The following is a 23,674-nucleotide window of genomic DNA, read 5'->3' as shown; positions in this document are numbered from 1 at the left end:
GGCTCACTGAGCGGGCAATCTGGTGACGATCTGTCGGGCCGCGGTGGCCCAATGATCATCTGTCGGTCTAGTGACCGACGCAGACGTGTGTTGGTCGATGCGGGCAGCGGCGAATTCGTCGACCGTGACATCGACCTTGTAGGCGTCGGTGAATATCTGTATCCCCCAGCCACTGTCGTCAGCGAACACTTCCGGGGCTATGCCCGGGATCGAATGCTTGCCGGGAGCCGAATGCAGGGCAATGACGATATCGAGGGGAAGCTCTTGGTGTGGGCGAGGGCGGACATCGATCTGCACCAGGTCCGAGAGCCTGGCGTCGAGCGTGCTGCGATATTCGCAGCTGCGAGTATCGGTGCCATCGGGCAGCGTGGCCGTGACGTTGTGTCCGTCCTCGACATTCACCCCGACCAACGACTCAACCTCCGACACAGTGAGAAGACACTCGTCGTTCGCCACATCCACCACCGTCGGCGACGGATCGGTACCCGATGGCGTCTCGGCGACTGCCGAGGTCGGATTCGGCTCGCCCGGTGCGGCATCGCTGTCGGCCGAACTGCCGCAGGCACTGCTGCCCAGCAGCATCGCAGCCACCGATGCGGCCACGACCATCCGACGGATACCTGCGCGGACCGCGCCCCTGCGCACCGTCATTGGCTGCCCTCCACCACTCCGCTCATCGTCACCAGGGTGGTTCTGCGGCAATGCGGGAGTTCTCCGCCCGGAACGTCCGCTCCTCGTAACTCATTTCGCCCGCCCAACTGGGGTCGACACCTTGCCCGCTGCCTGTGCCGGGCGATGAAGTCTCTGGCTCCGGCGTGGTCGTGGGTTCGTCCAGTGGCGTATTCAACATCGCCCGGAGCTCGGGTGGGAGATTCAGCGAACTCATCGTCTTTCCCGCTCATCTTGAAACTGTGGGCTGGACATGATTATTCGAGGGGATATGGTGCTCATGGGATCAGACCGCTGGGGCTGGCCAGCCCGGGTATGCGGGCTGGGGCGCCGGCGGGGCTTGGAGAAGTATCGGATCTCCCCGCTCGGGTGCGTTGGGGTACAGGCTCAGCGCCCACGCGTCGCACCGTGCTCGTGCCGCGGGGTCCTCACCGGTCCCGAATGTGACGGTCCAGCCGTCGAACACGTTGTAAGTCGGTGCCTGCCAATGTAAGCGATCCGGGGCTGGGGCATACGGAGTCGCCGTATCGGGTGCTTCGGATGTGGTACTGGTGCGGGTGAACTCGGCAGCTATGGAGTCCCCGCGGTTCATGGCCCCGATCCACCGGTTGTCCCCGGGGCTGGTGCTGGCGGATTCGTTGATCAGGGTGCAGTACTCGGCACGGAAACCGTCTGAGGTGGGGTCAATCTGCTGAACGTGGGTGAGCAAGGTGCCGACGACCGTCCGGCGGACCTCACCCGCTTCGTAGCGTTTGGCTCTGTTCGGGTCCGCCAGAGCGGCTGCGTATCCGGGATAGCTGTGGTCGAGCCCGACGTAGAGGGCGATGAGGTCGGCTTCGTCGGTGGCGCGGACCAGCGTCGCTTCGCTGGAGTAAAGGTCGATGCCGGGTTCGGCTGACCACACCATGGTGGCGTCGCAGACCTGCAGTGGTGGGCGGTATGTTCCCGAACCATCCGGTGCGCACGGGCTTACCGGGGCGGGTGAGGGATTCGAGCGGTTGGTACTGCCGTCGCCGCATCCGGTCACTGATACTGCGACCGTTAGGATCGCGGCCGCCACTGTGGTTGCGGTTCGCAGGCCCATGTTTATTTTCATTTCCGCGTGGGGAGAACCCATGTGTTGCCGTCCCTCTTCGGTGCGTCGGTGCCCTCGATCCCTTCGGCGATCACGTCGCTGTACTTCTCCCTTTGGAATTGATTGGTAGCAGCGGCCAAGTAGGACTCGGCGTTCGCATCGTTCAACCCCGCTGCCGTGAGCGCATCGGTCAGCAACGTCGTCGACGACGTTAGTTGCTGGCCAGGCATGACCTTAAGTCGGTCTTGGTAGTCGGTATAGGACACTAGGACCTTCTCGCCCTGCAGTTCCTGGGTGAGTGTCGGGTCCAGGGTGTTGACGTCGATCGTGCCTTGCTGAACGAGCGATTGCAGGAACGCGTAATTGCGGTGTGAATCGGTGCCGTCGGTGGTTGGGTTGTACACGGTGTTGACGTTGCCGATGCCCTCGAAGTATTTCGCTTCGTGAGGTTGCTGCTCTCCTCCCGCCAGCGTGTCGACGATTTCGGCTTGCGGAAATGCCGTCAGCGCCATGGCGGCGGCTGCTCCGGGGCTGATTCCACCAAGACCGATCTGTGCAGCGGTATAGGCGGCGTTCAGCTTGGTTGCCCGGTCGCCCTTGTCGGTCTCACGCTCAGCCAGCTCGGTATCGATACCTTGTTCGACAGCCCACGTGAGTCGGCTGGCGTACTCGCCCATCAATTTCGGGCTCACCTCCTGCCCTGACGTATCCATCGAGGCATACATCTCGTTGATGCGCATGGACTCCGACAGCAATGCCCCGTTGATGATGGTGCTGGCCGTGTCGTCGCCGTCGAGCACCGACAGCAACCGCACCGCTTCGACGGGCCCACCAAGATCGCCGAACCCGGCGTTGTTCGCGTAGTCGTCGGGCAGGCCGACCAGATTGCCGGCGTAGGGGGCTAACGCTTCCGCCATCTCCTGTGTGAGCTTCGGATTGATCTGCCCCAGGGATTGGTCCTCACCGCTGCGGACACCGGTGTCGAGCCACTTCTTGTACTCGTCGCCGGAAAGTATCTGCGAGAGCGCGTAGGCCGATTCCCCGGCGCGCAGATTCGCCACCGAAGGGTCTTGACCGTCCAGGACTTTCGCGTCTTCGGGGATCCACCCGAACATGCCCTCCCCGAACCGGGTGCCGTCATCCTGCCATTCGTGCGTCATCAGCGGCGTCATCACGTTCTCACGCTGATAGCCAACGCCGAGGAGTTCCTCAGCGGAGATCCCTAGATCGCCATTGCCGGGGATCTCGTCGGTGCCCTTTCCTGTGAGCAGTGCGTAATTGGAGTCCTCGTTGCGGGATCCGACATCGAGGTACTGAGTGATGGTGTCGTCTCCGAGGGAGGTGATTTCGCCGTGGTCGGCGAGGCCTGCCAGATTCGCGCCTTGGCGGGTCAGCTCAACTCCCAATTTGGTACCCGGGTCGTAACCGATGCTGGAGTTGGAGAGCAGATTGCCGAACTGCTTCACGTCGGTGACCCACTCGGCCTTACCGCCTTCTTGGTAGTCCGCACCAAGCCCAGGGGTTGTTGCATCGGGGAGGTTGTCGCCGCGGAAGGACGGCCGCGTCTGGATGAGTTCCTGAATTTCGGGATCGAGCTTGTCCATCCCGCCGCGGTCGAGAATATTGCCATCCTTGTCCCGGGTGACGATCTTCTCCTGGGACAGGGTCAGGATCCCATTGGCGAGATAGTTTTGCAGGGCGTGCGCCTCGGGGGAACCGTCCGCTTCCAGTTGCTCGGACAGTCCGAGGAGCCCGTCCTTGCCCGCGTAGCCGTAGAACGCTTGCAGGTAGGCCAGCTCGCCGGGCGGCAGGTCCACGGTCTTGCCGTCTTCGAGATCCTGCAGCTGGTCCGGGGTGAGTCCAGTCTTGGCCAGCCGCTCGGTGATCCGCGCGATCTCTTCGTTGGTGGCGGTCCCGTCGGCGATGGCCTTGCCATCCTGTTCGGCCGCGCCGGGGGTGAGTTCGGTCGTCGAGGCCGGAGACAGTTGTTCGATGGCGTTGAGGGTGTTACGGATATCGGTGGAGGTCGCCGCGTCCTCGATACCGAGGTCGCGGGCCAGCCGTTGCAGCAGCACCGTATTGTTCTTCGCGTCCTCGCCTCGGCTGGTCTGCAACTGAGTGAGTTGGTCCCGGTAGGACTGGCTGAGCTCCGAATCGTCGGTGATCGCCGCGAACGCCTTGGGATAGTTGTAGCGATCGGTGACCGACCAGTCCTCGGCGACATCGAATCCGTCACCGCGCACGGCCGTCACATTGGTTATCGCGTTCGACACCATTCCGCCGAGCGAGTTCTGGCGGGCGCGGCTGACAGTGGCGAGGTTGGTCCACTGGTCGGCGAGCAGACCCATCTGCGCGCGTTCGCGATCGGAGCGGTAGTCCGCGCCCTGGCGGCCTTCGCCGGACCAGTTCATGCCATCGATGGTGCGGTCCATGGCGGCGGCCGAATCCGACAAGCCCTGGGCGATCTGGTCTGCTTTCGTGGCGATCGAGGCAAGGTCGACATTCCAACTCATGACCTGGCTCACCGATGGCACCGAGGGCTCACTCATGCGGGCTTCTCCCCGCTGTTGAAGTCACCGAGCGCGTAGAACCACGCCGCCGCGTCGGTATCGGTCGTGGTGTAGGTGTCCGCCGATACCCGCAGCAGGCTCGCGAACTGTGTATACCGGTCGGCGACGGTCTTCATCGCGGCGGTCCGGACCGACTCGATGCGGTCGAGTTCCGGCGCGGTCTGCGAGCCCTGCATCAATGCAGACCGGGTCAACCCGCCCAGTGGGCCATCAGTCGATTCGATCGTCGGTAACGTATTGATCGTCTCGACCAGACCATCGAAGGTTGTCGCTGCTTGACGCAGTTCCTCTGCCGATACCTTCATCATCGCCCCCTTGCTCATACGTCGCGGCGACAATATCAGAAACACGTGTCCACCTCGCTCGCCGACTCATCGGACCCAGCGATGGATCCGCTGGTGGCACACTGTTTTTGCGCGGAACCGGCGACGAGGTCGTGCACTCGACAGCATCATTCTGGTCGCAGAACCGGGCGTGGATCTCCCTGCCAGCGGTCGACTCTCGGGCCATGCTGGCCGACGCCACGGATCGTCCGGTGTCGGCGGCGGTGATACCGTCGGACCGCATCGCGACGGTGGCGCGCAGTGGGGATCGGGGTAGGGCGGAGACAGTGGTGGCCGGCGAAGAAACTCCCTCGTTCGGCGATGTCCAGGGCGAGATCGCCCAAGGCACTGTGCAATTCGATCCGGCTGCGGCGGCCATCGGGCTCAAGGCATGCGACACCCTCGTCAGTCGCCTGCTCGCCGTAAAGCAGAGCACCAGCGATGTCGCGAGCCTGCCACCGTTCGCGGGTCCACAGGCCGACTTCCCCTCCGGGACGGAACTCGCCGACGAATACTCCACCCTGGCAGGTGAATTGGCCACTATCCTCACCACCCACATCGCATTGCTGGGGAACATGGCCGACACGTTCAAGGCCGCCGCCCGCGTCTTCGGCGACGCCGAATCGGACTCCGCGCAAGCCTTCGAAGGGCTCACCATTTCCGGTGCGATCGGCGATTCCTACCGAACCCGCCCGAGCCTGGATGTTCCCGCATCCGGGCAAAACATCAACCCTCTGGTCATCGACCCCACGGCAGCGGCACTGCTCGGCATGAGCCCGGGAACCGTCATCGGCAACTACACGAAGCCCGACGACGGGCGCGCAGTGGACCCGGAGAATCCGTACGCCAAGAAGTGGAAGCCGCTCTACGACCTGGGTGTCAGCATCAACCACGCGTCGGTGACCGCGGTGGCGACGTTCTGGCAATGGATGGCCACCGAGATTCAGACCGGAGTCGATGAGTTCACCCGCACCGCACTCGGTGAGGGTGGTCAGGGGACGGAGTATTCGATCCAGTCCGGATGGGTCGGGCAGTCCGCGGAGATGGCGCGCCGCGCGGTCCGAGCCCGCACCGACGACGGCACCGCCCTGGCCACCACGGTCACCGCCGTCGGCGCCCGGCTAGCGACCATCGCGAACTGGTTGGAGAAAACCAAATCCGCCATGCCACCGCTACCAGACGACCCCGCGCTGCCCAGCAATCCACAGGCCTACATGCTCGACGGCAAGGCGACCGCGTTAGCTCCGCTGAGCACCTACCAGCAGGCCTGCGAGATCCACTACTGCACAGGCCTGATCGGCTACAACACGACCCTGGTCACCCTCGCCACACCCAGTGCGCAACCGACGACCACGCCGGTCATTCGGGACACCCCCCAACCCTCGGGCACCACCCCTACCGAGACACCTTCCCCGACAACACAACCCGAGACACCCGCAACAACCGAAACACCGAAAACCACGCAGCAGCCACAGAATACACAGCAGCAGACGTCGGAACAGCAGGCGCTCACAGCCGCGCAGCAGATCGCTCAGACGCTCATCCAGCAGGGCACTCAGGTTGCGCAGCAAGGTATCGCGGCCGCACAGCAGATCGCGCAACAGGTCGTGCAGACGGTGCAGCAGGGCATCGAGACGGCGACACAGCAGACCACCGAACAGGTCACCAACGAGGCCCCGGTCACCACCCCGCCGACAACGACGCTGGATGCGAAGCCTCGGGCAGGCATCCCCACCGGGACCGGCGGAACCCCGACCTCACCGACATCGACGACCCCGGAGTTGCGGACGACCGCCGTCTCGCCGCAATCGTTTCCCAGAGCGACAGCCCCCGAGGGGGATTCGCCCACGACCTCGACACGGGCGGGTCTGGCCACCGGCTCCACCTCCACCGCGCCGGGGTCGATGGGGCCGATGTCACCCGGTGCCGGAGCGGCAGCGGCGGGACAAAACCAAGCCAAACAGCATGAACGCGCGAAGTATCTGGACTCCACCGAGCACATCCTCGAGGCCTACGGCACCGCTCCGAAGGTCGTGAGGCCGGTCGCCGACTCATGACCCGCACCTGGACGTTCACCGATCTCGAATTCGTCGTATTGTGGGAGAACCTAACCGGCGAACTGCTCCCGCCACCGTTCACCGTCACCAGCGCGATCCCCTTGTACTACGACTACCTGCGCGAGAAACGCGAAACCAGCGAGCGACTGGACGCCACCTTGGGCGGTGCGTTCGACCATGTACTGACCTCAATCGCGCGACCCGACCTGCGGATCACCGTGAACGGCTGGGACACACAGGATTCCGGTGGCGAGCAAGGAAGCCTTCGCCTGCTCGCCACCCGCGCCGGCAGCCACGGATACCTGGTGCGGCAGCTACCCGGCGAAACCCCGCACGACAGTGGCAGTTTCACCATCTCCGCCTGCGACCCGATCGGACTGGCCGCTGCCGTCGTCGCCGCCCTTCCGGATACACCGCCGGCCACTCAGGACGAAATCCCGCTCGCGGCACCGGGTTCCGGTAGCGACGACGTCGATCATTTCATCGAGCAGTCACCCACCGCCGCCGAGTTCAGCAACTTGGTCAGCGTGCGATCGAAACGGTTCTTCCGGGTACTGCCCACGAGGATGGGCACCATCGATGTCGTACAAGGTAACTCGGTCTTCGGTCCACGCGGTATCGCCCGCCACCGCCTGGAATGGCGGGACCTGCCCGACCACGGCCGGTACGCGATTCGGCACGCGGCACCGTGGAAAGCAGTCGGCGCTGACACCCAAAAATTCGCGTCGATGATCAACATGTGTGTCGCCGATGTCATCCGCGCGATCAAGGATGAACGACGAGCATGAACGACGGCCCATTCGAGGTACCGCTCGAGCATGTGCCCGACTAGCCGATCCCGAAGGCCGCTAGCGCGGTCGCCATCTTCACGACCGGGCGGTTCAGGTTCTGCCGAAGCAGCGCGACCTCGACTTCTATTCGCGATAGTCTTCGAACTCCCACTTGCCCAGCCTTCCGATCTTGTCGGTGAGTTCGATCCAAGTCGGTTCGTCGAGCTGCGCAACATACTCACGGATGTGTCGCTGGACGGCATCCAAATCGATGCGCTCGACGAAGAGGCGATGACGGCCATCTACGACCTGTCCCTGTACCAGCTCACTGGTTACCCAACGAGGGGTGCAGACCAACACGGAGAATGATTCTGCGCCTGGCGAATCAGCCGGTCCCGCAAAGAAATCGATCAGAACGGCATCGTCATCCACAATGCCGGTCGGAGGATCGACGTCGGGACTGTGAAAGTGCTTTACCAACGCCTTCATTCCCAACCCTCCATAATCACAAGCTGGCCGTTTCTTGCCATTCCCTACTCGGGCAGTTGCGCCACCGGAAGTTCGACTGATCGATACCAAGTTTCGGTTTGAAGCTTGGTGGTCGATGTTGCCGAAGTCCGCCCTGAGTGAGCAGTGTTCGGTCATCGTCGGCCAGAATAGGATTGTCGCTCACCTGCTCGTCTAACGATTTCCGACCGCGTCGTGAAGCGGTAACGCTTCAGGGACTTCGGCGGCTGTCAGATGCTACCGCGACGCGGGAGACGACACGGTGGTATCGGTGGGGTTGGGTCTGGCGGTGTGCGCCCGCTAGCTCGGCACAGGCCCAACTCCCGCTGTTCTCCATCATCAGATATTACGGAGATGGCGTCGCCGCCGAACCCGCCAGCTGTGCCCCGTGGTACATCTTCACCACTCTTTAGATGATGGATCCGGTCTCACCACAGTTTGAGGGAGAAGGGACGACTGCGAGTGGCGATACCAGTGACAGTAGGTAGTCACTGTCTACGCGTGGGCCTCATTGGCTGGGTACCTCTGACAGCAGGAAGTCGCGATACTCATGTAGCGGAGCGGGTAGGGTCTCGGGGTTCAACAAATGGACATCGTTGATAACAGTCGGATCTATGGAACAGTTCTCGACAAGTTCGGCAGCGGCGTGCAATTCCGCTTCGAGCGCCGTCGGGTCGGATTCCACGCTCGCGAGCCACAGTAGAAGGCTCGTCAAGACGTTTGCTTGTTGCGGGGTAAACGACCCGGTCCAATCGGTCACTTCATCGCTCGCCGTTGCACGAGCAGTGGCTGATCCGCCTGCCAAGTTGCTGACCAGGGTCAGGATTGCTCTTGCCTCGATACTCATCTCATTCCTTCCATGGGAGTGGAATGTCGCTGGGCCACGGTATGTGCGTGGAATTCGCGGCCGCAGGATCATAGTTTGGACTGTTGGGATTGTGAACGCCTCGAGGGTAGAGGGCTCCTTCTGCGTCCAAGTATCGGCCGCCAATCTGGATGCGGTACGTCGGTCCAGAGGCTGCGTTGGAGCCCGGCGGCGCGGTTCCATCAGGGCCGTGAGCGCGTAGTCGCACGGTTTGGCCGTTCTCGTTGAGCCACTTGAATTCCACGCCGACCTGAGCTCCACCGTTCGGGTCGGGTCTTAGCGTACGCACGGAAGCGCCCTCAGGAACGGCAGCCAGGGGGTCAGTCGATCTTTGAGTAGCTCCAGTGGCTCCGCTGCGCGTCGCGTTTGATGTTCCTCCTGAGGCGCTGGCGGCCCCTCCTCGGCCCGATATCGAGAGTTCACCGGCCATCATGTCGGTGCCGAGTGCTGCGCCCCCGCGTTCGGCGAGTCCGCGAGTGAACAGTTGGCCGCCGACTACGCGTCCTGCGGTGTACCCGAGTTCGGGGAGGCCGGTGACGCCGAGTGCGATGTCGAAGACAAGACGAGCGTCGTCGATGGCTCGACCTTCGTCGGCGGTGAGAGATTCTGTCACGTTGTAGACGCCGTCCAGATCACCGTATTGCGTGCTGGTGTAGGTGGCTTCGTCGATCACCCATTCGGGGCGGCCCTGGTCGTCGAACCGGATGGTGAGGAACTGCTCACGGCCGGATTCGTCGGTGTAGGTGAACTCGCCGGGCCGAAGTGTCCCGTCCGGGTTGCGGGCGGGGGTGAAGTATCGGTTGGCACTGTCGGAACCGGCCAGGATGACCGAGGTCAGGTTGCCGTCGGAGTCGTAGTTGAACTGCTGAGCGGCGCCGTTGCCGAGTGCGAAGCTCTCGCTCGTCCCGGTGAAGGTCTGCCCGCTCGGCGCGGTCACCTCGGTATCGGTGACGGTGACATTGCCGACGGTGACCGAGTCCTGGTCGATCTGAGTTTGAGTGAGCGCGCCGAGCACGGCGGCGTTGTCATCGATGGTCGGTGCAGACGACACGTTCGGCGACTGCCCGGTCGTGTTCGGTGTTTGGGGGCCGCCGGGCTGGAGTTGTGGTGGGGTGGGACCGGTTTGGGTCATGGCACCAAGCAACGCGGCTTGGGAGTCTGTGCCGCTGGGGGTGTTGCTGGCGGGGTAGGTGCTGGGAGCGCCGTTGCCGGTGTCGATGGTGGCGGTGCCGGTGTCGTCGATGGCGCAGTTGGGCACGGTGTCGGGGTCGGCCAGGATGGGGAAGACGTTGTCGGCGTCGGGTTCGATGTGTTGGACGATGGTGTCGCCTTCGACCTCGTACCAGGTGCGTACCGGGCGGCCGAGGGCGTCATAGGCCCACGGCGGCTTCGTATGCGAGACCACGCTTCCGGTGGCGTCGAGGACATCCACCGAGCCGTCGGGGTTCTCGCGGAGCTGCCCGTCGGGCGGAACCTCTTGTGGGAAGCGGTATTCGCGCGGTGCGGACGGGTCGGTCATGAGAATGAAGGTCTGCTCGCCACCGTCCCATGGCTTGGTGATGGTCACCTGCTGCGACGACGGCGTGCCGCCGCGCGAGCGAAAAGCGGGTGCGAGAAACGCCGCGGCACCAGCCACCAGCAGCAACGGGATCCGGCCATCGGTACCGCCGCTGGGGACCGACGTCGAGTTGTCGCCCTCCCTCGCGGCCAGGGCCGAGCTGGTCGGCGCGGCGGGAGGTGGCATCGTCGCAGCCGGCGCCGGGATGTCTGTTGCGGCGGCGGGCGGTGGCGGGACATCGGCTGTTTGTGGAGGTTCTGCCGGGACCGTCTGTGGCGCAATGGTTCCCGGTACCGGCGCGGCCGGAGCCTGGTTCCCCGGCAGGGCCGGGGTCTCGGCGCCGGGGACCGGAACGATCGGGGTGCCGTTGCCGGGCGCGATGGGCGGCGGAGTGAGTGCGCCCGCGCCGATCCCGCAACCGCCGCCGGGCTGGCTGGGCAGACCCGGGGTCTGCGATGGCAGCGGCGGCGGGGTGGAGACCGTCGGCGGGCCGCCCGGTGGCGGTTGCGGGGTGTCGATGCACGGCCAACCCGGGTGCATGGCCTGCCACTCCGCGCACGGCACGTAGCCCTGCGCGGTGGCGGTCGGTGCGCCTGCGAACGCGACACCCAGGCCGGTGGCGGCGGTGGCCAGGGCCAGCGCGGCGGCGCGGGCGAGTCGGGGGCTCATCGGCGGCTGCTACGGTCGGCGGCCTGCTCGCGCACGGTGTCGATGCCCCACCAGGTGAGCCGTCCGGCGATCGACATGTAGAGGAAGAACGCCAGATACACCAGAATCGCGCCGTAATCGTCGGCCCAGCCCGGCATCCGGTTCAGGTTCGCGAACGCCACGATCAGCAATAGCAGCCCCAGTGCCAGCGCACCGCCGGCGACGGCGGTGGGGTTGAGCGGTTGCGGTCCCGCCGCGGCGCGGGACGGGGCGCGGGACGGGGCGCGGTCGGTGATCTCGGGGGTGGTGTCGGTCATCGAGGGTTCTCTCTTCCTGAGCGTCTGCGGCGCATCGGCCGTCTGGCGGGCTCGCACGCGGCGGAACGGGGTCAGAGCCAGATGGGATCGCCGTAGACGGAGATGGTGTTGTCCGCGGTCGGGGTCGAGATCGCGGCGGTCGCGAACGACCGGATTGTCACAGGGCCGGCACACGCGTCGACCTTGATCTCGACCTGCTCGGCGGTGATCGAACCCCGCGACGCGGCAAGGGGTTTCGATCCGAACGCGATGGTGGCGATGGCGCCGGGCTTGAGGGTGGTGGAGATGTTCGGATTCACCGACGCCTGCCCACCGATCGTCACGCCGGGGAACTGGGAGATGGTGACGCTGGCGTTGGGGCCGATCGAGAACCCCAACCCAAGGGTGACTCCGTTGGATACGTCCACGGCGCAACCGATCTGATAGCCCAGCGTCACCGTGCCCGCGGTGATCGGCTGGCCACCGGTGCCGGTAACCTCCGCGACTGCCTTGAGGCTGACGAAGCCCTCACGACTGACCGGTGAACTCGACAGCGCGGGCCATCGATCCAGAGCCTCGCCCGTCTTGGTCACCGCCAGGGTCCAGCCGTCGTCGGTGACGGTCTGACGGTACTTGTCGGCTATCGCGTCGGCACCCGCCGATCCGGCCACCCACACACCAGCAAGCAACATCGTGGCCAGCGCACAAGCAGCACCCCCGAACGTTGATCGAATCGTTCCCACCAGATCCCCTCCACACTCAGTAAACATTCAGCAAACTGACGCAAGGGTGGCATGTGCGCGATATCCAGGACCAGGCGATGAGGTGCCGATCACTCACCTGCCTGCAATGAGGTGGCGGTCACCTTCCATCGTTTCGGCACGTGAAAGGCATTCGGAGGCTGAGTGATTCGCCGCGACTGGATCGAATGCGCGGCACAGCACGATTGGTCGCGTGTCCAGATTGTTATAGGTGCCGAGCGGCCAGCCGCAAGGCGCGGGCCGGTACCCGTGTGCAGACACCCTGCCGGTGGGCAAGCCGTTAGAAGAGTGTCACAGGCGCGGCGGCCGGAAGCCGGTAATGCTGAGCGCAGCGAGTTTCGCGTCGATGTCGACTTCGTTGGCACCGAAGAAGTTGATGCTCTCACTATGACTGGGGAGATACGCGCAAGGTCTCGGCGACGACGCGACACATCTGTCCCCGGCGAGCTCAAATACTCGGCGGTCCAGGCGATCACGGCGTTGGTCAAGCCATTGCCGAGTCATCGCGACGTCTGGTGCTCTTGGGGCGGTTACGGCATTCGCCGGATAACGCTGACAACGACTGCATGCCCGCCCGGTAATCAGGCCCACTTCGCGCACCTCCACCCGATCTGCGCAATCAAGATTTGTGCAGCCGCGTTATCGTCTGATTGGGGTCAGTGGTGGCGACGAAGGCGGCCATCTGTTTCGCGGAAGGCACCAGGTAGGGCCGGTACTCAGCGACCGAGAAGACAAATGACCACGCACGCAGTCGTATTGGATCAAGTAGCGAGTGGTGCGCGAGTTGTTCGATTCGGTCTTCGGTGGACACCGGACCGTCCTGAATAGCGATCCACAACGCGGCTTCGGCATTGATGTCACCAACCGCGCCGAGCGGGTCGATGGTGAACCAGTGGTCAGGACCTTGCAAAATGTTCTTAGCCTGGAGGTCCGCGTGGAGTACATACTGCTGCGCAGATGTGTCCAGCAATGCAGCGAGGACCCGTTTAGCCTGTTCGAGGTGCTCCGCCGCGGAGAAGTACTCCATATCCTCGGCGTATTGAGGGTCGGCGAACCGGTCTCGCGCCCAATCCATGCGCATCTCGGCGATGTCAGCGAGATCCTTCAGCGCGGGTCGAGTCGATGATCCCGAGCGGTTGAGGCGGGTGAGTAGTTCGCCGAACCGGTCGGCGTCCGCGCGGCCGTCGACGGGCCAGGCTATCGTTCCAGGGAGGATCCTGGTCATGAGGAAAACTCCGGATCCGTCGTCCCGATCAAGGATTCGCGGTGCCGCATCCGCTTCCGACCATCGTTGCAGCAGCTGTACTTCCGTGTTGCCGGATTCGGAGTCGACGGGAATTTTCAATACGGCGGCGGTGCCGTCCGATGTTGTGCAGTAGACGCAGCACGACATGGCTCCACTGTCGGCGATGGCATCCGTGGTCAGGTGCCACTGTCGGCTATAGGAATCGATGCGCGCCGGAAGAGCGTCGAGCCACGCGCGACCGTCTTCGTCGCCGCGGAGAAAGAGAATTGCTCGCTCGAGCCGTTCGGGTATGGGAGGCACGTTCATCGGGGCAGTACCTCCTGAAGCTTCTCGGCGAGAAGGTCGATGTCGGCGTTCTCGTTGTAAATATGTGTCGAGATCCGGAGCAGGCATTCCTCGTTCGATCCCGGACCGACCCACGCGCGGATACCGGACTCGAGTAGAGCGGCTTTCACCTCGGCTACGGTCACGCCATCCAGGATGAAGGACCGCATCCGCGGTGGAAGGTATCTCTGCCCTGCGGTGGGTCGGGCTCTCGGCCCTGTCAGAACTTCGCTTGCGTAATCAGCGAGCTTCTCGCAACCTGCGAGACGACCTGTGGTGTGCCACCGCTGCCACTGGCGCAATGCGACGCCCAGACACAGGCGCGGAACAGGATCGAACGTGCCGGGCCAGGAGAAGCGTTCGATCAAGTCCGAGGAATCCCACGTCAGCGACACCTCAGCTGGACGAACGATGTCTATGAGTTGCGGTGCCAGCCAAAGGAACCCGACCGACCGCGCTGCGGGGAGCCACTTGTGAAGAGTGCCGAAGGCTGCCGCGACGATGCCATCCGTGGGCTCGAGTTCGACATGGCCGGGGCCGTGGGCGGCATCCAGGATCAACCGTCCACCGCGCAGCCGTGCCCAGGCTGAGAGATCGGCGATTGGAAGTCGGATCGCCGTCGATGAGGAGATGAGGCTGGCCTGCAGGTAGGTCACCGAATCCGGAACACTGCCGTCGAGTGTGACACTGAGAGATTCGAAATCGATGAAAGGGAGCGGCACCGGCACCGTGAGACAACGTGCACCCGAACGAGCGCAGGCGATTTCCCAGGCGCGGTGAATGGAGGAGTACTCGGTGTCGAGAACGACCACGGTGTCACCGGGGCCGAGAGGAAGCGAAGCAATGATCGCAGCCGCTCCGGAAGTGGCGTTGCTACACAACGTGGTTCGGTCTCCGTCGAGATCCAATGCAGTCGCGGCGAGACCTGCCTGGGTGCGCAGGTTTTCGGTAAGTTCCGCACCGAGGTACCGGGTGGGATCGGATTCGATATGGACGCGCAAGCGTTCAGCGGCTTCGAGTACCTCATGCGAGGCGAGTCCATAGGAGGCGTGGTTGAGCTGGATGATGTCTGGACTGAGCGGAAAATCGTGACAGCGCACGGTTTTCACGCCCCTCCCCCAGTACCGCGCAAAGCGGCTCGCAGGTGAGCGAGACTGGGTACATCGAAGCGGAAGATCGCATCCGCGGCCTCCGCATCCGCTGCAGCGACACCGAGGTGCGCAACGGCGAAGGAAACAGCGTCCCAGCCGGGCGGCCGGTGCGAGAGTGCCCACAGATGATCGGCCAGGCGGGCACAACGATCCGCGGCGAGCAGTTCCTCACGACACACGCCACGCAGTTCCGCGAGGAAACGTTCGCCAGCCGCGCGACCATGTATGTCTTCGAGTTCGCGGATCTGACAGGCGAGCGTAGTCGCGACGCGCCCGAAGGCTGTAGGCAAACTGATGTCGAGATATCGCGCGAACGCCTCCGCCGCCTCGGGATACCGTCGCTGGAGGCCGAGCACGCGGCTCGAATCGCGTAGATGGGGCGGGTTTTCGCTGGCGACACCTGAGTTCTGCGACATCCGTGCCAGCTCTTCGAGCAGCTCCCAGGATCGCTCGAGCTCGAGGCAGGCCATGGTCTTCTTACTCAACCAGTGCAGTGCCTCGTACTCGGCGTAGGGGTGCCCGGTCGAACGCGCGGTGTCGATGGCTCGTGTCAGTAGTCGCTCGGCGTCGGCGGGCTGGTTTGCGGCCAGATGCGCGAGGCCGCGGTGTCCGAGGGCGCGGGAGCGGACCTCGGCGTCGGTGGTCATCGCGGCGACCCTGTCGCACAGGGCGATGCATCCGACGGCGTCCTGGATCGGCCCGCACAACGCGACTTCGGCCTGGAGCATCAGCGTTTCGGCGAGCAGCTGCCCGGAATCGGAGTGGGCGGCGACGATGTCGTTCAGGACGCGGCTGGTGTCCTCCCATTGGCAGGTCATACGCAGGTTGCGAGCCCACAGCAGTCGCACATGCGCTTCCAGCGCCGGCGCGACCGGCTCCTCCCCTGCGCAGGCCAGCGCGGCAGCACAGGCGTTGGTGCCGCCGACGTGATCGCCTTCGGCCGAAAGGCATTCGGCCAGCAGGGCATACGCAGGAAAGGACGGTGTTTGTTCGACGGCGATCCGTGCCAGATCCCGCGCCTTCGACACCGCTCCCAACGTGAATTGCCGCCGTGCGGCGGCCAGCGCCAACTCCCCTGCCCGAGTCCGATTTCGGGCTGCGACCGCTGCGGCGGCCGCCCGGACGGCCATCTCGTCATCCCAGTCCGACTCGGCCTCGAGAATCTCCAGGAACCGGACATGCTGGCGCCGCCATCGCGGCGGGTTGGCCGTCCCGCGTTCGCGCAGGATCTGCGCGAACAACGGATGGTGGATGACATAGCGGTCGTAGTCGCCGCGCGGCTCGGCCGGACGCACCAGCCCGTGTTGGCTGTAGAGCACGTCCAATCGCTCGTAGACGTCGTCGATATCCTGGCGCACAAGACGCGACAAGTACTCGACCTCGAAGCTGTATCCGATCAAGGCCGCTGTCTCCAACAGCCGCTGATCCTCCCCCGACAGATACGACAGCCGCTCCTCGAGCACCGCGATGATCTGCACAGGAGCCGACCCATCCCCGTGATCACCGACGCGCACCAGCGATTCGGCGAACAACGGATTGCCGGCACTGAGCCGAACAATCCGCGACACCACGTGCGGAGCCATCGACCTTCCGTCCGCGGCCTGACGCACCAACACCTCGGTGTCACCACGGGTCAACCGAGGAAGATCGATCACCGTGCTCTCCGGACGATAGCGACACAGCCGAAACACCGCCCGCTGCAACGGATGCGTCTGTTCCACCGACTGCAACTGGTCCGGCCGGTACGCGAGGACCAACACCAAGGGGCCATCGACCCGAAGCGCGATCGTCGTCAGCAGATCTATAGTGGCGGTGTCGGCCCAGTGCAGATCGTCGAGCACCATCAACAAGGGATGCTCGCTCACCAGATCCTCGATCAACCGCACCAACTGATCCAACCGACTGTCGACCTCGACTGTGCCCCGACCGGATTCGACGAACGTCTGCCCCGTACGCACCCCTGCCGCGAGTAGCTGCCCCACCACCGGCACCGACTCGATCCAATCCGGGGCGTGCGTGCCGAAGGACGACACCACTCGCTCCAGCGCTGATCGCGAACCCGACCGCTGCGCCGACGCCGTCAACGACCGCAGGCACTCGCGCACCGGCTGAAACGAATCCGAGGCAAGCGAATTCAGCATCGCCTGGCCATACCCGGCCAACAGACTTGTTCCCGCATGATGCTCTATCGCGCGCTCACCGAACGTCGCCAGCAGGGTGCTCTTACCAACGCCGGCCTCACCCCGCAGAACGATGACTGTGCCCTCTCCGGTCTGCACCGCACGACCGGCCCGCTCCAATAACAGAGCCATCTCATCAACACGATCAACTAGAGCCGGTGGTGCATCGATGCGCGACAACCGCATCCCCTCCCCGTCAGCAGCATGCACGGCAGGACACGAATTATAGTTCGGCACAGTCAAATTCGCTGCAAAGTATGGCGACTCGTTGAGGAGCTTCCCGTGCCGGTCGACGATTGGTCTATCTACGAGGCCCCCGCATGACCGGCGGCGATGCAGCCCTGGCTGGCCCATGGGAGCCCCGCCGGATCCAACCTGTCGACCGCTTTCACTCGATCAGTGCATCGAACGCTTGCGCTAAGACTGCAGCGGTGGCAGTAGGTTGCCCGTGGCACGCGAGACTGGGCCGACGGCGAGCCAGATCCCGCGACGGGCAGGCAGTGCATATCGGGATTCGTGGCCTCGAAATAGCCCTGCCCCTTCCGGTCGATCGACCTATTTATGCACGTCAGGGCAGATAAATACCAAAATCCGGACAGCATTCTCGATTTCGGTGTGCTGTCATTGGCTGAACTTATTCTGCGGGTGTGACGACTCCAGCACCATGGACTATGACGCTGCAGGGTGCAAGGTTGGGCGGGATGGAGTGCGGCGACCGGGACGGGTACCCGGTGCTGGCGTTCCACGGCGCGCCCGGCTCGCACGTGGAGGCCGTTGCTTTCGCTGACGCTGCGGCGGCGGAGGTGGGCGTGCGGCTGATCGCGATCGATCGGCCAGGCATGGGTATGTCGGCGATGTCGCCGCGCCAGCAGATCGCGGACTTCGCCGACACCGTGGCCGCGGTGGCCGACCGGTTCCACATGAAGCGTTTCGCCGTACTCGGCGCATCGGCAGGTGGGCCGTACGCGCTCGCGGCGGCAGCCCGGCTGCCCGACCGGGTCAGCAAGGCGATCGCGGTGAGTTCTCCAGCCCCGTTCGACGATCAGTCCGCCAGCAAGGGCTCCGCCGGGGTCAAACCTGCAGGGGGCCTGCTGATCTTGAGGAGGTTTCCATTTCTGGCACGCCCAGCGGCGGCACGGATGGCGCAGGTGGTGCGTAAGCCGCGAGGGTTGGACGCGATGATCGCGCGGATGTCCCCGGCTGATCGCGCCCGGATCGCCGGGGACAACTGGTTGCGGGACAGGCTCGCGGAGAACATTTACACAGCGTTCGAGTCGGGCAGCCGGGGTGTGGCGGTCGATTTCCAGGTGCTGTTCGCGCGGCCGTGGGGGTTCGATCCAGCCAATATCACTGTGCCTGTGGAGATTTGGCACGGGAACGGCGATGGCAACGTGCCGATTGAAGACGCAATGAGGCTCGCGAAAGCCATCCCGAACAGCACGATCGAGATCATCGGGGGCGCCGGTCACCTGTTGTTCGTCGATCACGCCGCAGAAATACTGCAATCGATCCGAAGCACCAGCCCCGCAGCCGATTGACAGTGAGTCGCGCCAGAGGAAACAATGTTGCGTCCAATAGCAATTCGCTCGCGGTGGCCATCCCGTGGCCGGGTTTCGGCGCTCACTACTCGTCAGCGAGCTCCTGGGCGACTCTGATCGCTCGCCTCAGCCGAGCAGCTTCGACTTCTGTGCTGCGAACTCGTCAGGTGTGATGACTCCAGCGTCTCTGAGCTGAGCGAGCTTCATGAGTTCGTCGGCGACTGAGGTCGGTGCCACAGCTTGTGGGCTCTGGTGCTCGGCGGGCGCTGACGACTGTGTGTCAATGCCGAAGTCTCGATGCGCGCGGAAGAAGTCTTCGATCTTCTGAGCGGTGCCGTGGTTGATCGCGACTTCGGCAAGCGTGGTGCCCGAGCCCTGCACGGTCAGCACCTGTTGCATGCTCGTCGCCTTCAGTCGCTTCTTGTCGTCACGCGTTACCTTTCGGACAGAGAAGCCCGTCACGTCTCGCACCCGAACCCTGAACGCGGGCAGGATCTTCCCTGTCTGTCGGTACTCGACAGTCCCGTCAGGGTGCTCGATCAAGCCCCCATGAGGGAAGCCTAGGCCGTGCGAGATCGGGTGGTCTGGCATGCACTGCGCCCCTTCATGCTTGTCGGTGGTCCTTGCGCCGGTCAACATTAGCCCGGATCCTTCGTGCGGCTGACCCCTTCGCGCCGGACAGCAGGGCCAGCGGACCAGAATTTCGATGGCTTCAAGCCCTGGTCGGGAGTTCTACTCAGTCCGGCCACCAGAATGGTGCACGCCAATGGGGTTCGTCGCGGACAATCCCTCGCGAGCTCCGATCCACCTGAGAACACCGCCGACTGGCGTGCGCAGCGCACTTCCCACCCCAACCTCCCGCAGGAATGGCCGAGGCTAGTCGCTGCCTTCGTAAGGTATCCACTTCCACATTTCCACGAATGTCCCTGCACCCGGGTTCGATTCGATGACCAGTCTGTCCATCAGTCGGCGTGCCCCTGGCAGCCCGAGACCAAGTCCGCGCCCGGTGGAATAGCCATCCTCGAGAGCTCTCTGAATATCCGGGATACCGGGTCCGTCATCGACGGCCTGAATCACCAGTGCCGGACGGCCCTCCCGATCCTCGACTGCTACGTGAATTTCGCCATGACCTGCGAAGTTGTCAATGTTGCGAGCAACCTCCGACACTGCGGTGGCAATCATGGTTCTGTCAGTTAGGGGAAACCCCAACGTGGTTGCGAGTTCCAGTACCGCCAGACGGGCGATCGTGATGTCGACCGATTGTTTCACCGCTACGAAGAATATGCCCTTCGAGACGATAGCCCCCGACCATGGTGAGGACTTCTCTTGATCACTGTCGGCTCCGGCAACTGTGCGGCGGGAGGGTGGGCGCCGCCGTGGGCCGACGGCGCGGGTCGACGCTATCGAACGCATGGTGCCCGTGCCCAACCTGCCCGTCTCCGCAACCCGGTTGAGTGCGCCGCCCTCGACTGCGGTCTTGAGCTGATCCAGACCAGCGTCCACATCGAACTCATGGGCGGCCTTGAGCCGATCCAATCCCGCGTCCACGTCGAATTCGAAGGCAGAGTCAGTGTCGGCGAGATACCCATCCAACTCCCGAAACAGGCTCCGCGGTCGAGCATCGGGGTCTTTCGCCATCATGCGCCGGCACCTCCTTCGTCCCATTCACTACGTCGGGACAGCACCTTCCCTATCTTCCTCCTGGCCCGCGATCGATGGGTAACCACGGCATGGGAAGTCGTGTTCAGAACCCGGGCGATGTCTTCGGTGGACATCTCCATGTCCCACGACATCAACGCCACCCGGTACTCCGACTCGGTGAGGTCACGAGTAAGCACTTCCCAGAACCGTCGCAGTTCAGCGTCCTCCATGATCCGGTCCGACCGAGTGATGCGGTGAGACATTTCGAGTAGTTCCGGCTGCGGCCGGTCGAGTGCCCCGAGGTCGCCGTACAGTGTTTCCTTCGCACGACTTGCCTGGCGCCAACAGTCGATTACGCGGCGCCGCGCCATCGTCATGATCAATGCCGCCTGATGATCGTCGGATTCAGCAAGAAAATGCCGTTCATACTGGTTGCACACAGCGAGAAACACCTGCTGCACAACGTCTTTGGCCTGCTCGACATCTCCGAGACCGCGCAGCGCGAACCGGTAGACCCCTGGAGCATGCCAGCGGAACAGTTCCTCGATCTGCTTCGCCCATGGCAGCGAGTCCCAGGTAGTCATCGGGAAGTCCCCTTTCGCCGGGACCGCCCGGACCTCGATCCCAGAACTGGCGTGGGCTGGTCGGGGGCAATCTCAACGGTATAGCTCGACACGCGACCCCACCGCCCCTTGTCGGTGATCCGGACGACCGTCGTCGTGCCACACCTGGACTCCCGCAGGATCATTCGAGTTACGAAGTGCCGCTGGCAGTCTCGCACTCGGGAGAAGATCAGATACACGATCTCGGGAAGAAGCACGACCGCCACGGCCAACAAAGCCGGCGACCCAGCATGAGACTGCAGAGTCTCAATGATCCGTATCGACGTCACACCATGTACTCGAACGCTCCGTCCAAACCTCGAGATGCCCTGTTCAGAGGGATGTCACGAAGGGGAAAGTCCTCCCTGGAGAGCCCGTTCCACGACAGCGCGCAGAGCGGACGACACTTCCCTATTCAGCGGTCCGGCAGGCGAATACTGCACACCTCAAATAACTACGTTCCACCGGTTGCCGACGCTCGGTGCCTGCAAGCCGCCCTTCCCAACAGTGAGCTCGTCATCGTTGAGGACGCCGGTCACCTGCTGTTCGTCGACCACGCCGCCACCATCCTGCGATCGCTTCGCGACGACAGCCAGACGTCTTGGACCGCCGATTGCTCTGCAATCCTAACCTTGCTGTGCAACAAGCACATATGAACGCACGACATCACCGATCGAATTGGCCGTCAGCGACTCCCTTGGCAAAAGCGTCCCACTCGTCTGCGGTGAAGGCCATACGCACACCGCGCCCATCGCTGACCACCACGCTGCCGTCGTCGTTCACATCGATCGCCAAGCCGTCATAGGACTTGCTAGACGATCTACTCAGGGCCACTTCCAGAATCCTCGGCCAGAGCACGATCGGAATCATGATGGTCGGCTGATCCTGAGCAGCGCCAATGTACTTGCTGTCGCGCATGAGCACCGCGTCACCGGTGAAACGAACCTCGACACATGTACCCGCTTCTTTCGAGAAGCTCGATTTGAACCAGGTGTCTCTGCAGGTATCAGAACCGGTAGTGCTCATAACCTCGATGCTAGCTCGCGCGCGGTCTTGTCGATCCGGGCGAATGATTCCCCGCGGCTCGGCATGGCCGCGAAAACCTGCTCGTAGACATAGTTGAGGTTGCGGACCTGAACTGCATCTTCGACTACCTGCCCGAACAGCGCGTTCTCATACCAAGCAACTGTGGGAAGTCGAGAGCTGGCGAAGTCGATCAGATAGACCGTCCCACTCAGCGCCGCGTATTCGGGAGCATCGAAAGGGATCACGCGAACGTCGACGGTCTCCGGGTACTTCTCCATCAACGCCTGTATATGACGCAGCTGGTCGACCTGGATCTTCCCGCCCCATGGACGGTGCAGCAAAACCGATTCTGTGAGCATCGCCGTAAAGCGCAACGGCTCTGGCCCGGTCAGCCTCTCCTGTCGCATCAGCCTCGCCTCGACATACTGGTCGGCTTCGACTGCCGACCGCACACCATAGGGCGAATTCATAAGGGCCCGAATGTAATCGGGCGTCTGGAGCATGGCCGGTACAAGCACACCCTCGTACTCGCGAATGCTGTGAGAGCCGTGCTCGAGCCCGTACAGCCGCATGAGCTCATCGCCGAACAATGCCGAGAAGCGAGCCCAACGCCCCGACTCCTTGGCGGCAGCTCGCAACTCGAGCACTTCTGGCCGTTCCTCGGCCGGAAACTCCAGCACGCCCAACACCTGGTTCAGCTTCTCTTCCGTGGGAACGCTGCGGCCAGTCATGACATGCGACCAGTAGGCGGGAGTGATCCCGACCTCCTTGCAGAGCGCCGGAGCCTTGATGCCCAGAAGATCGAGCCGCTGCCGCAAGCGAATAGCCAGCTCCCATCGAGCGACGGTCGGCGAGCTCAAAGCCACTGCGAAACCTCCTTCACCCGAAGGGTTGACCGGTTCAGGGTACCAAGAACCCACTAACCCATTGCGCTATACATTTCTACTTGCGATTTGCAGTATACGATACTAACCTTTAGCGTGTCAGCCGTCACACCCGATACCTCCAGCCGAGATCGCATCCGGCGGGATCGAGGAACGATGTCCGTGCACGTAGTCGACCGCACGCGGATCGTCAGCGACCGCAGCGGCCACGAAGCGACGTCGGTTGGCCAGGACGCCTGGGTCGTGTCGTTCCTACCGGGCCGCACGCTCACCGCAGCGCAGGCGCTAGCCGCGATTCAGATCGCCGACATCGTCGCGGACGTCGAGACGCTCACACGCCCGATAGGGCTGACGGCGCTCGAAGCCGTGGGTCTGGTGGTCGTCGCGCCGTCCTGGAATCGTCCATCGCCGCGCCGCAATCGGGCCTCCTGAACCGAGCAGAAGAAGTTTCGGGTCCACCACCTGATGAGGGGTTGAATCGAATGGATCTGTTACCCAGCAAGAATCGGCTTCTTGCCGCGTGTCGTGGTGACGTACAAGATCACCACCCTTTACTCCAGTGGGCGAGCCAGCTGTCCGAGATTCACCAGCGGCTACTAGGAACGGACGAGTCCTCCCGGACCGAGATCGAGCAGCGGCGCATCGGTCTGGTCCGTGACATCAACCAGTGGGTTGCTCAGCAGCTACCGCCATCGCTGGGTTGCGCTCGCCTGCACACCGAGAGCCTTGGCACGGTCATCGATCGGCTCGCAAAGTTCACGGCGTACGCGCATGCGGCGTTGACGAGCACCGCCGAATGGGAACTGTGGGACGCCTGGGAACGGCTGGCCGAACTGGCCGTCGGCTACGAGGACCTCAAGGACGAGGTGTCTACCGGACGACGGCGATTGCCCTATACGAAACCAGAAATCACGTAGCGCCGACCGCGAAGAGCGGATTCCGCCGGGCACGAAGTCGAGGTCGATCGCCAACACGTTTCATAT

General features: G+C 63.6%; 22 protein-coding genes and 1 pseudogene. 5 read left to right on the top strand and 18 right to left on the bottom strand.

What is annotated here, in order from left to right; translation table 11 throughout:
- Window positions 1-3 precede the first annotated feature (3 nt).
- The 4 genes from NU1_RS21130 to NU1_RS21115 all read right to left on the bottom strand — a co-directional run bounded on the left by NU1_RS21130 (window position 4) and on the right by NU1_RS21115 (window position 4,637).
- Window positions 4-651, bottom strand: coding sequence for a hypothetical protein (locus NU1_RS21130; protein WP_157552685.1), 648 nt, complete (start codon window positions 649-651; stop codon window positions 4-6).
- Between the two features lie 304 nt (window positions 652-955).
- A complete protein-coding gene (locus NU1_RS21125) occupies window positions 956-1,576 on the bottom strand; it encodes a hypothetical protein (protein WP_067523518.1) in 621 nt (206 codons plus the stop codon).
- 185 nt (window positions 1,577-1,761) lie between these two features.
- Window positions 1,762-4,092: a TPR repeat domain-containing protein gene (locus tag NU1_RS21120; protein WP_157552682.1), complete on the bottom strand. Its 2,331-nt coding sequence runs from the start codon at window positions 4,090-4,092 to the stop codon at window positions 1,762-1,764.
- Between the two features lie 197 nt (window positions 4,093-4,289).
- The gene (locus NU1_RS21115) at window positions 4,290-4,637 is read right to left on the bottom strand and encodes a type VII secretion target (protein ID WP_157552678.1); all 348 of its coding nucleotides are present in this window, start codon (window positions 4,635-4,637) and stop codon (window positions 4,290-4,292) included.
- Window positions 4,638-4,822: 185 nt separating this feature from the next.
- On the opposite strand from NU1_RS21115, the gene NU1_RS21110 reads away from it, so the two are divergent.
- Window positions 4,823-6,694: a hypothetical protein gene (locus NU1_RS21110; protein WP_157552675.1), complete on the top strand. Its 1,872-nt coding sequence runs from the start codon at window positions 4,823-4,825 to the stop codon at window positions 6,692-6,694.
- Entirely contained in the window at window positions 6,691-7,482 is a 792-nt protein-coding gene (locus tag NU1_RS21105) for an ESX secretion-associated protein EspG (protein ID WP_067523514.1), read from the top strand. Before NU1_RS21110 ends, NU1_RS21105 begins: the two co-directional genes overlap by 4 nt.
- A gap of 126 nt (window positions 7,483-7,608) precedes the next feature.
- Here NU1_RS21105 and NU1_RS21100 read toward each other — a convergent pair whose 3' ends face one another.
- The 9 genes and pseudogenes from NU1_RS21100 to NU1_RS21070 form a co-directional block, all read right to left on the bottom strand.
- Window positions 7,609-7,953: an Imm8 family immunity protein gene (locus tag NU1_RS21100; protein ID WP_067523513.1), complete on the bottom strand. Its 345-nt coding sequence runs from the start codon at window positions 7,951-7,953 to the stop codon at window positions 7,609-7,611.
- A 526-nt stretch (window positions 7,954-8,479) separates the two neighbouring features.
- Window positions 8,480-8,818 (bottom strand): hypothetical protein, encoded by a 339-nt coding sequence (locus NU1_RS41600; protein ID WP_157552672.1) that lies wholly within the window; start codon window positions 8,816-8,818, stop codon window positions 8,480-8,482.
- A gap of 1 nt (window position 8,819) precedes the next feature.
- Window positions 8,820-11,063, bottom strand: a complete 2,244-nt coding sequence (locus tag NU1_RS42820) for a polymorphic toxin type 30 domain-containing protein (protein WP_067523512.1) — start codon at window positions 11,061-11,063, stop codon at window positions 8,820-8,822.
- Window positions 11,060-11,359, bottom strand: coding sequence for a hypothetical protein (locus tag NU1_RS21090; RefSeq protein ID WP_067523511.1), 300 nt, complete (start codon window positions 11,357-11,359; stop codon window positions 11,060-11,062). The genes NU1_RS42820 and NU1_RS21090 overlap by 4 nt, the downstream gene beginning before the upstream one ends.
- Before the next feature lie 71 nt (window positions 11,360-11,430).
- Complete coding sequence (locus tag NU1_RS21085) at window positions 11,431-12,030, bottom strand: MspA family porin (protein ID WP_245720225.1); 600 nt, start codon at window positions 12,028-12,030, stop codon at window positions 11,431-11,433.
- A gap of 360 nt (window positions 12,031-12,390) precedes the next feature.
- Window positions 12,391-12,584 (bottom strand): annotated as a pseudogene (locus NU1_RS44310) (hypothetical protein); the annotation flags it as partial.
- A gap of 134 nt (window positions 12,585-12,718) precedes the next feature.
- Window positions 12,719-13,738: an aminoglycoside phosphotransferase family protein gene (locus tag NU1_RS21080; protein ID WP_084521657.1), complete on the bottom strand. Its 1,020-nt coding sequence runs from the start codon at window positions 13,736-13,738 to the stop codon at window positions 12,719-12,721.
- On the bottom strand, window positions 13,648-14,778 hold the full coding sequence (locus NU1_RS21075; RefSeq protein ID WP_067523508.1) for an aminotransferase class V-fold PLP-dependent enzyme: 1,131 nt from the start codon (window positions 14,776-14,778) through the stop codon (window positions 13,648-13,650). Before NU1_RS21075 ends, NU1_RS21080 begins: the two co-directional genes overlap by 91 nt.
- Window positions 14,775-17,186, bottom strand: a complete 2,412-nt coding sequence (locus tag NU1_RS21070) for an ATP-binding protein (RefSeq protein WP_281221258.1) — start codon at window positions 17,184-17,186, stop codon at window positions 14,775-14,777. The genes NU1_RS21075 and NU1_RS21070 overlap by 4 nt, the downstream gene beginning before the upstream one ends.
- A 485-nt stretch (window positions 17,187-17,671) precedes the next feature.
- Here NU1_RS21070 and NU1_RS21065 point away from each other — a divergent pair, with 485 nt between their 5' ends.
- Window positions 17,672-18,538 (top strand): alpha/beta fold hydrolase, encoded by an 867-nt coding sequence (locus NU1_RS21065; RefSeq protein ID WP_067523506.1) that lies wholly within the window; start codon window positions 17,672-17,674, stop codon window positions 18,536-18,538.
- Window positions 18,539-18,664: 126 nt separating this feature from the next.
- On the opposite strand, the gene NU1_RS21060 is transcribed toward NU1_RS21065, so the two are convergent.
- The 5 genes from NU1_RS21060 to NU1_RS21030 form a co-directional block, all read right to left on the bottom strand.
- Complete coding sequence (locus NU1_RS21060) at window positions 18,665-19,177, bottom strand: SHOCT domain-containing protein (protein WP_067523505.1); 513 nt, start codon at window positions 19,175-19,177, stop codon at window positions 18,665-18,667.
- A 237-nt stretch (window positions 19,178-19,414) separates the two neighbouring features.
- Complete coding sequence (locus tag NU1_RS21055; RefSeq protein ID WP_245720230.1) at window positions 19,415-19,822, bottom strand: ATP-binding protein; 408 nt, start codon at window positions 19,820-19,822, stop codon at window positions 19,415-19,417.
- 353 nt (window positions 19,823-20,175) lie between these two features.
- Window positions 20,176-20,763, bottom strand: coding sequence for an RNA polymerase sigma factor (locus NU1_RS21050; protein ID WP_067523504.1), 588 nt, complete (start codon window positions 20,761-20,763; stop codon window positions 20,176-20,178).
- A gap of 684 nt (window positions 20,764-21,447) precedes the next feature.
- The gene (locus NU1_RS21035) at window positions 21,448-21,807 is read right to left on the bottom strand and encodes a DUF397 domain-containing protein (RefSeq protein ID WP_067523501.1); all 360 of its coding nucleotides are present in this window, start codon (window positions 21,805-21,807) and stop codon (window positions 21,448-21,450) included.
- Window positions 21,804-22,673: a helix-turn-helix domain-containing protein gene (locus NU1_RS21030; protein WP_067523500.1), complete on the bottom strand. Its 870-nt coding sequence runs from the start codon at window positions 22,671-22,673 to the stop codon at window positions 21,804-21,806. The genes NU1_RS21035 and NU1_RS21030 overlap by 4 nt, the downstream gene beginning before the upstream one ends.
- A 174-nt stretch (window positions 22,674-22,847) precedes the next feature.
- Between NU1_RS21030 and NU1_RS21025 the strand changes: the two genes are divergently transcribed.
- A complete protein-coding gene (locus tag NU1_RS21025; protein ID WP_067523499.1) occupies window positions 22,848-23,123 on the top strand; it encodes a hypothetical protein in 276 nt (91 codons plus the stop codon).
- Window positions 23,124-23,173: 50 nt separating this feature from the next.
- Window positions 23,174-23,608 carry a DUF4254 domain-containing protein gene (locus NU1_RS21020; RefSeq protein WP_067523498.1) on the top strand — a complete coding sequence of 145 codons (435 nt, stop codon included), beginning with the start codon at window positions 23,174-23,176 and terminating at the stop codon, window positions 23,606-23,608.
- Window positions 23,609-23,674 lie beyond the last annotated feature (66 nt).

Origin of the sequence: Nocardia uniformis NBRC 13702, assembly GCF_001613345.1 — a bacterium.
Taxonomy (GTDB): domain Bacteria; phylum Actinomycetota; class Actinomycetes; order Mycobacteriales; family Mycobacteriaceae; genus Nocardia; species Nocardia uniformis.
Note: the sequence above shows the minus strand (reverse complement) of the source record. Positions and strands in the feature narration are given on the sequence as shown.

Bases quoted from the DNA above. Each gene is read 5' to 3' on its own strand.
- NU1_RS21130 (WP_157552685.1), bottom strand. From the start codon at position 651: ATGACGGTGCGCAGGGGCGCGGTCCGCGCAGGTATCCGTCGGATGGTC.
- NU1_RS21125 (WP_067523518.1), bottom strand. From the start codon at position 1,576: ATGGTGTGGTCAGCCGAACCCGGCATCGACCTTTACTCCAGCGAAGCG.
- NU1_RS21120 (WP_157552682.1), bottom strand. From the start codon at position 4,092: ATGGGTCTGCTCGCCGACCAGTGGACCAACCTCGCCACTGTCAGCCGC.
- NU1_RS21115 (WP_157552678.1), bottom strand. From the start codon at position 4,637: ATGAGCAAGGGGGCGATGATGAAGGTATCGGCAGAGGAACTGCGTCAA.
- NU1_RS21110 (WP_157552675.1), top strand. From the start codon at position 4,823: ATGCTGGCCGACGCCACGGATCGTCCGGTGTCGGCGGCGGTGATACCG.
- NU1_RS21105 (WP_067523514.1), top strand. From the start codon at position 6,691: ATGACCCGCACCTGGACGTTCACCGATCTCGAATTCGTCGTATTGTGG.
- NU1_RS21100 (WP_067523513.1), bottom strand. From the start codon at position 7,953: ATGAAGGCGTTGGTAAAGCACTTTCACAGTCCCGACGTCGATCCTCCG.
- NU1_RS41600 (WP_157552672.1), bottom strand. From the start codon at position 8,818: ATGAGTATCGAGGCAAGAGCAATCCTGACCCTGGTCAGCAACTTGGCA.
- NU1_RS42820 (WP_067523512.1), bottom strand. From the start codon at position 11,063: ATGAGCCCCCGACTCGCCCGCGCCGCCGCGCTGGCCCTGGCCACCGCC.
- NU1_RS21090 (WP_067523511.1), bottom strand. From the start codon at position 11,359: ATGACCGACACCACCCCCGAGATCACCGACCGCGCCCCGTCCCGCGCC.
- NU1_RS21085 (WP_245720225.1), bottom strand. From the start codon at position 12,030: ATGTTGCTTGCTGGTGTGTGGGTGGCCGGATCGGCGGGTGCCGACGCG.
- NU1_RS21080 (WP_084521657.1), bottom strand. From the start codon at position 13,738: ATGCCTGCTCCGGATCTCGACACATATTTACAACGAGAACGCCGACAT.
- NU1_RS21070 (WP_281221258.1), bottom strand. From the start codon at position 17,186: ATGCGGTTGTCGCGCATCGATGCACCACCGGCTCTAGTTGATCGTGTT.
- NU1_RS21065 (WP_067523506.1), top strand. From the start codon at position 17,672: ATGACGCTGCAGGGTGCAAGGTTGGGCGGGATGGAGTGCGGCGACCGG.
- NU1_RS21060 (WP_067523505.1), bottom strand. From the start codon at position 19,177: ATGTTGACCGGCGCAAGGACCACCGACAAGCATGAAGGGGCGCAGTGC.
- NU1_RS21050 (WP_067523504.1), bottom strand. From the start codon at position 20,763: ATGACTACCTGGGACTCGCTGCCATGGGCGAAGCAGATCGAGGAACTG.
- NU1_RS21035 (WP_067523501.1), bottom strand. From the start codon at position 21,807: ATGAGCACTACCGGTTCTGATACCTGCAGAGACACCTGGTTCAAATCG.
- NU1_RS21025 (WP_067523499.1), top strand. From the start codon at position 22,848: ATGTCCGTGCACGTAGTCGACCGCACGCGGATCGTCAGCGACCGCAGC.
- NU1_RS21020 (WP_067523498.1), top strand. From the start codon at position 23,174: ATGGATCTGTTACCCAGCAAGAATCGGCTTCTTGCCGCGTGTCGTGGT.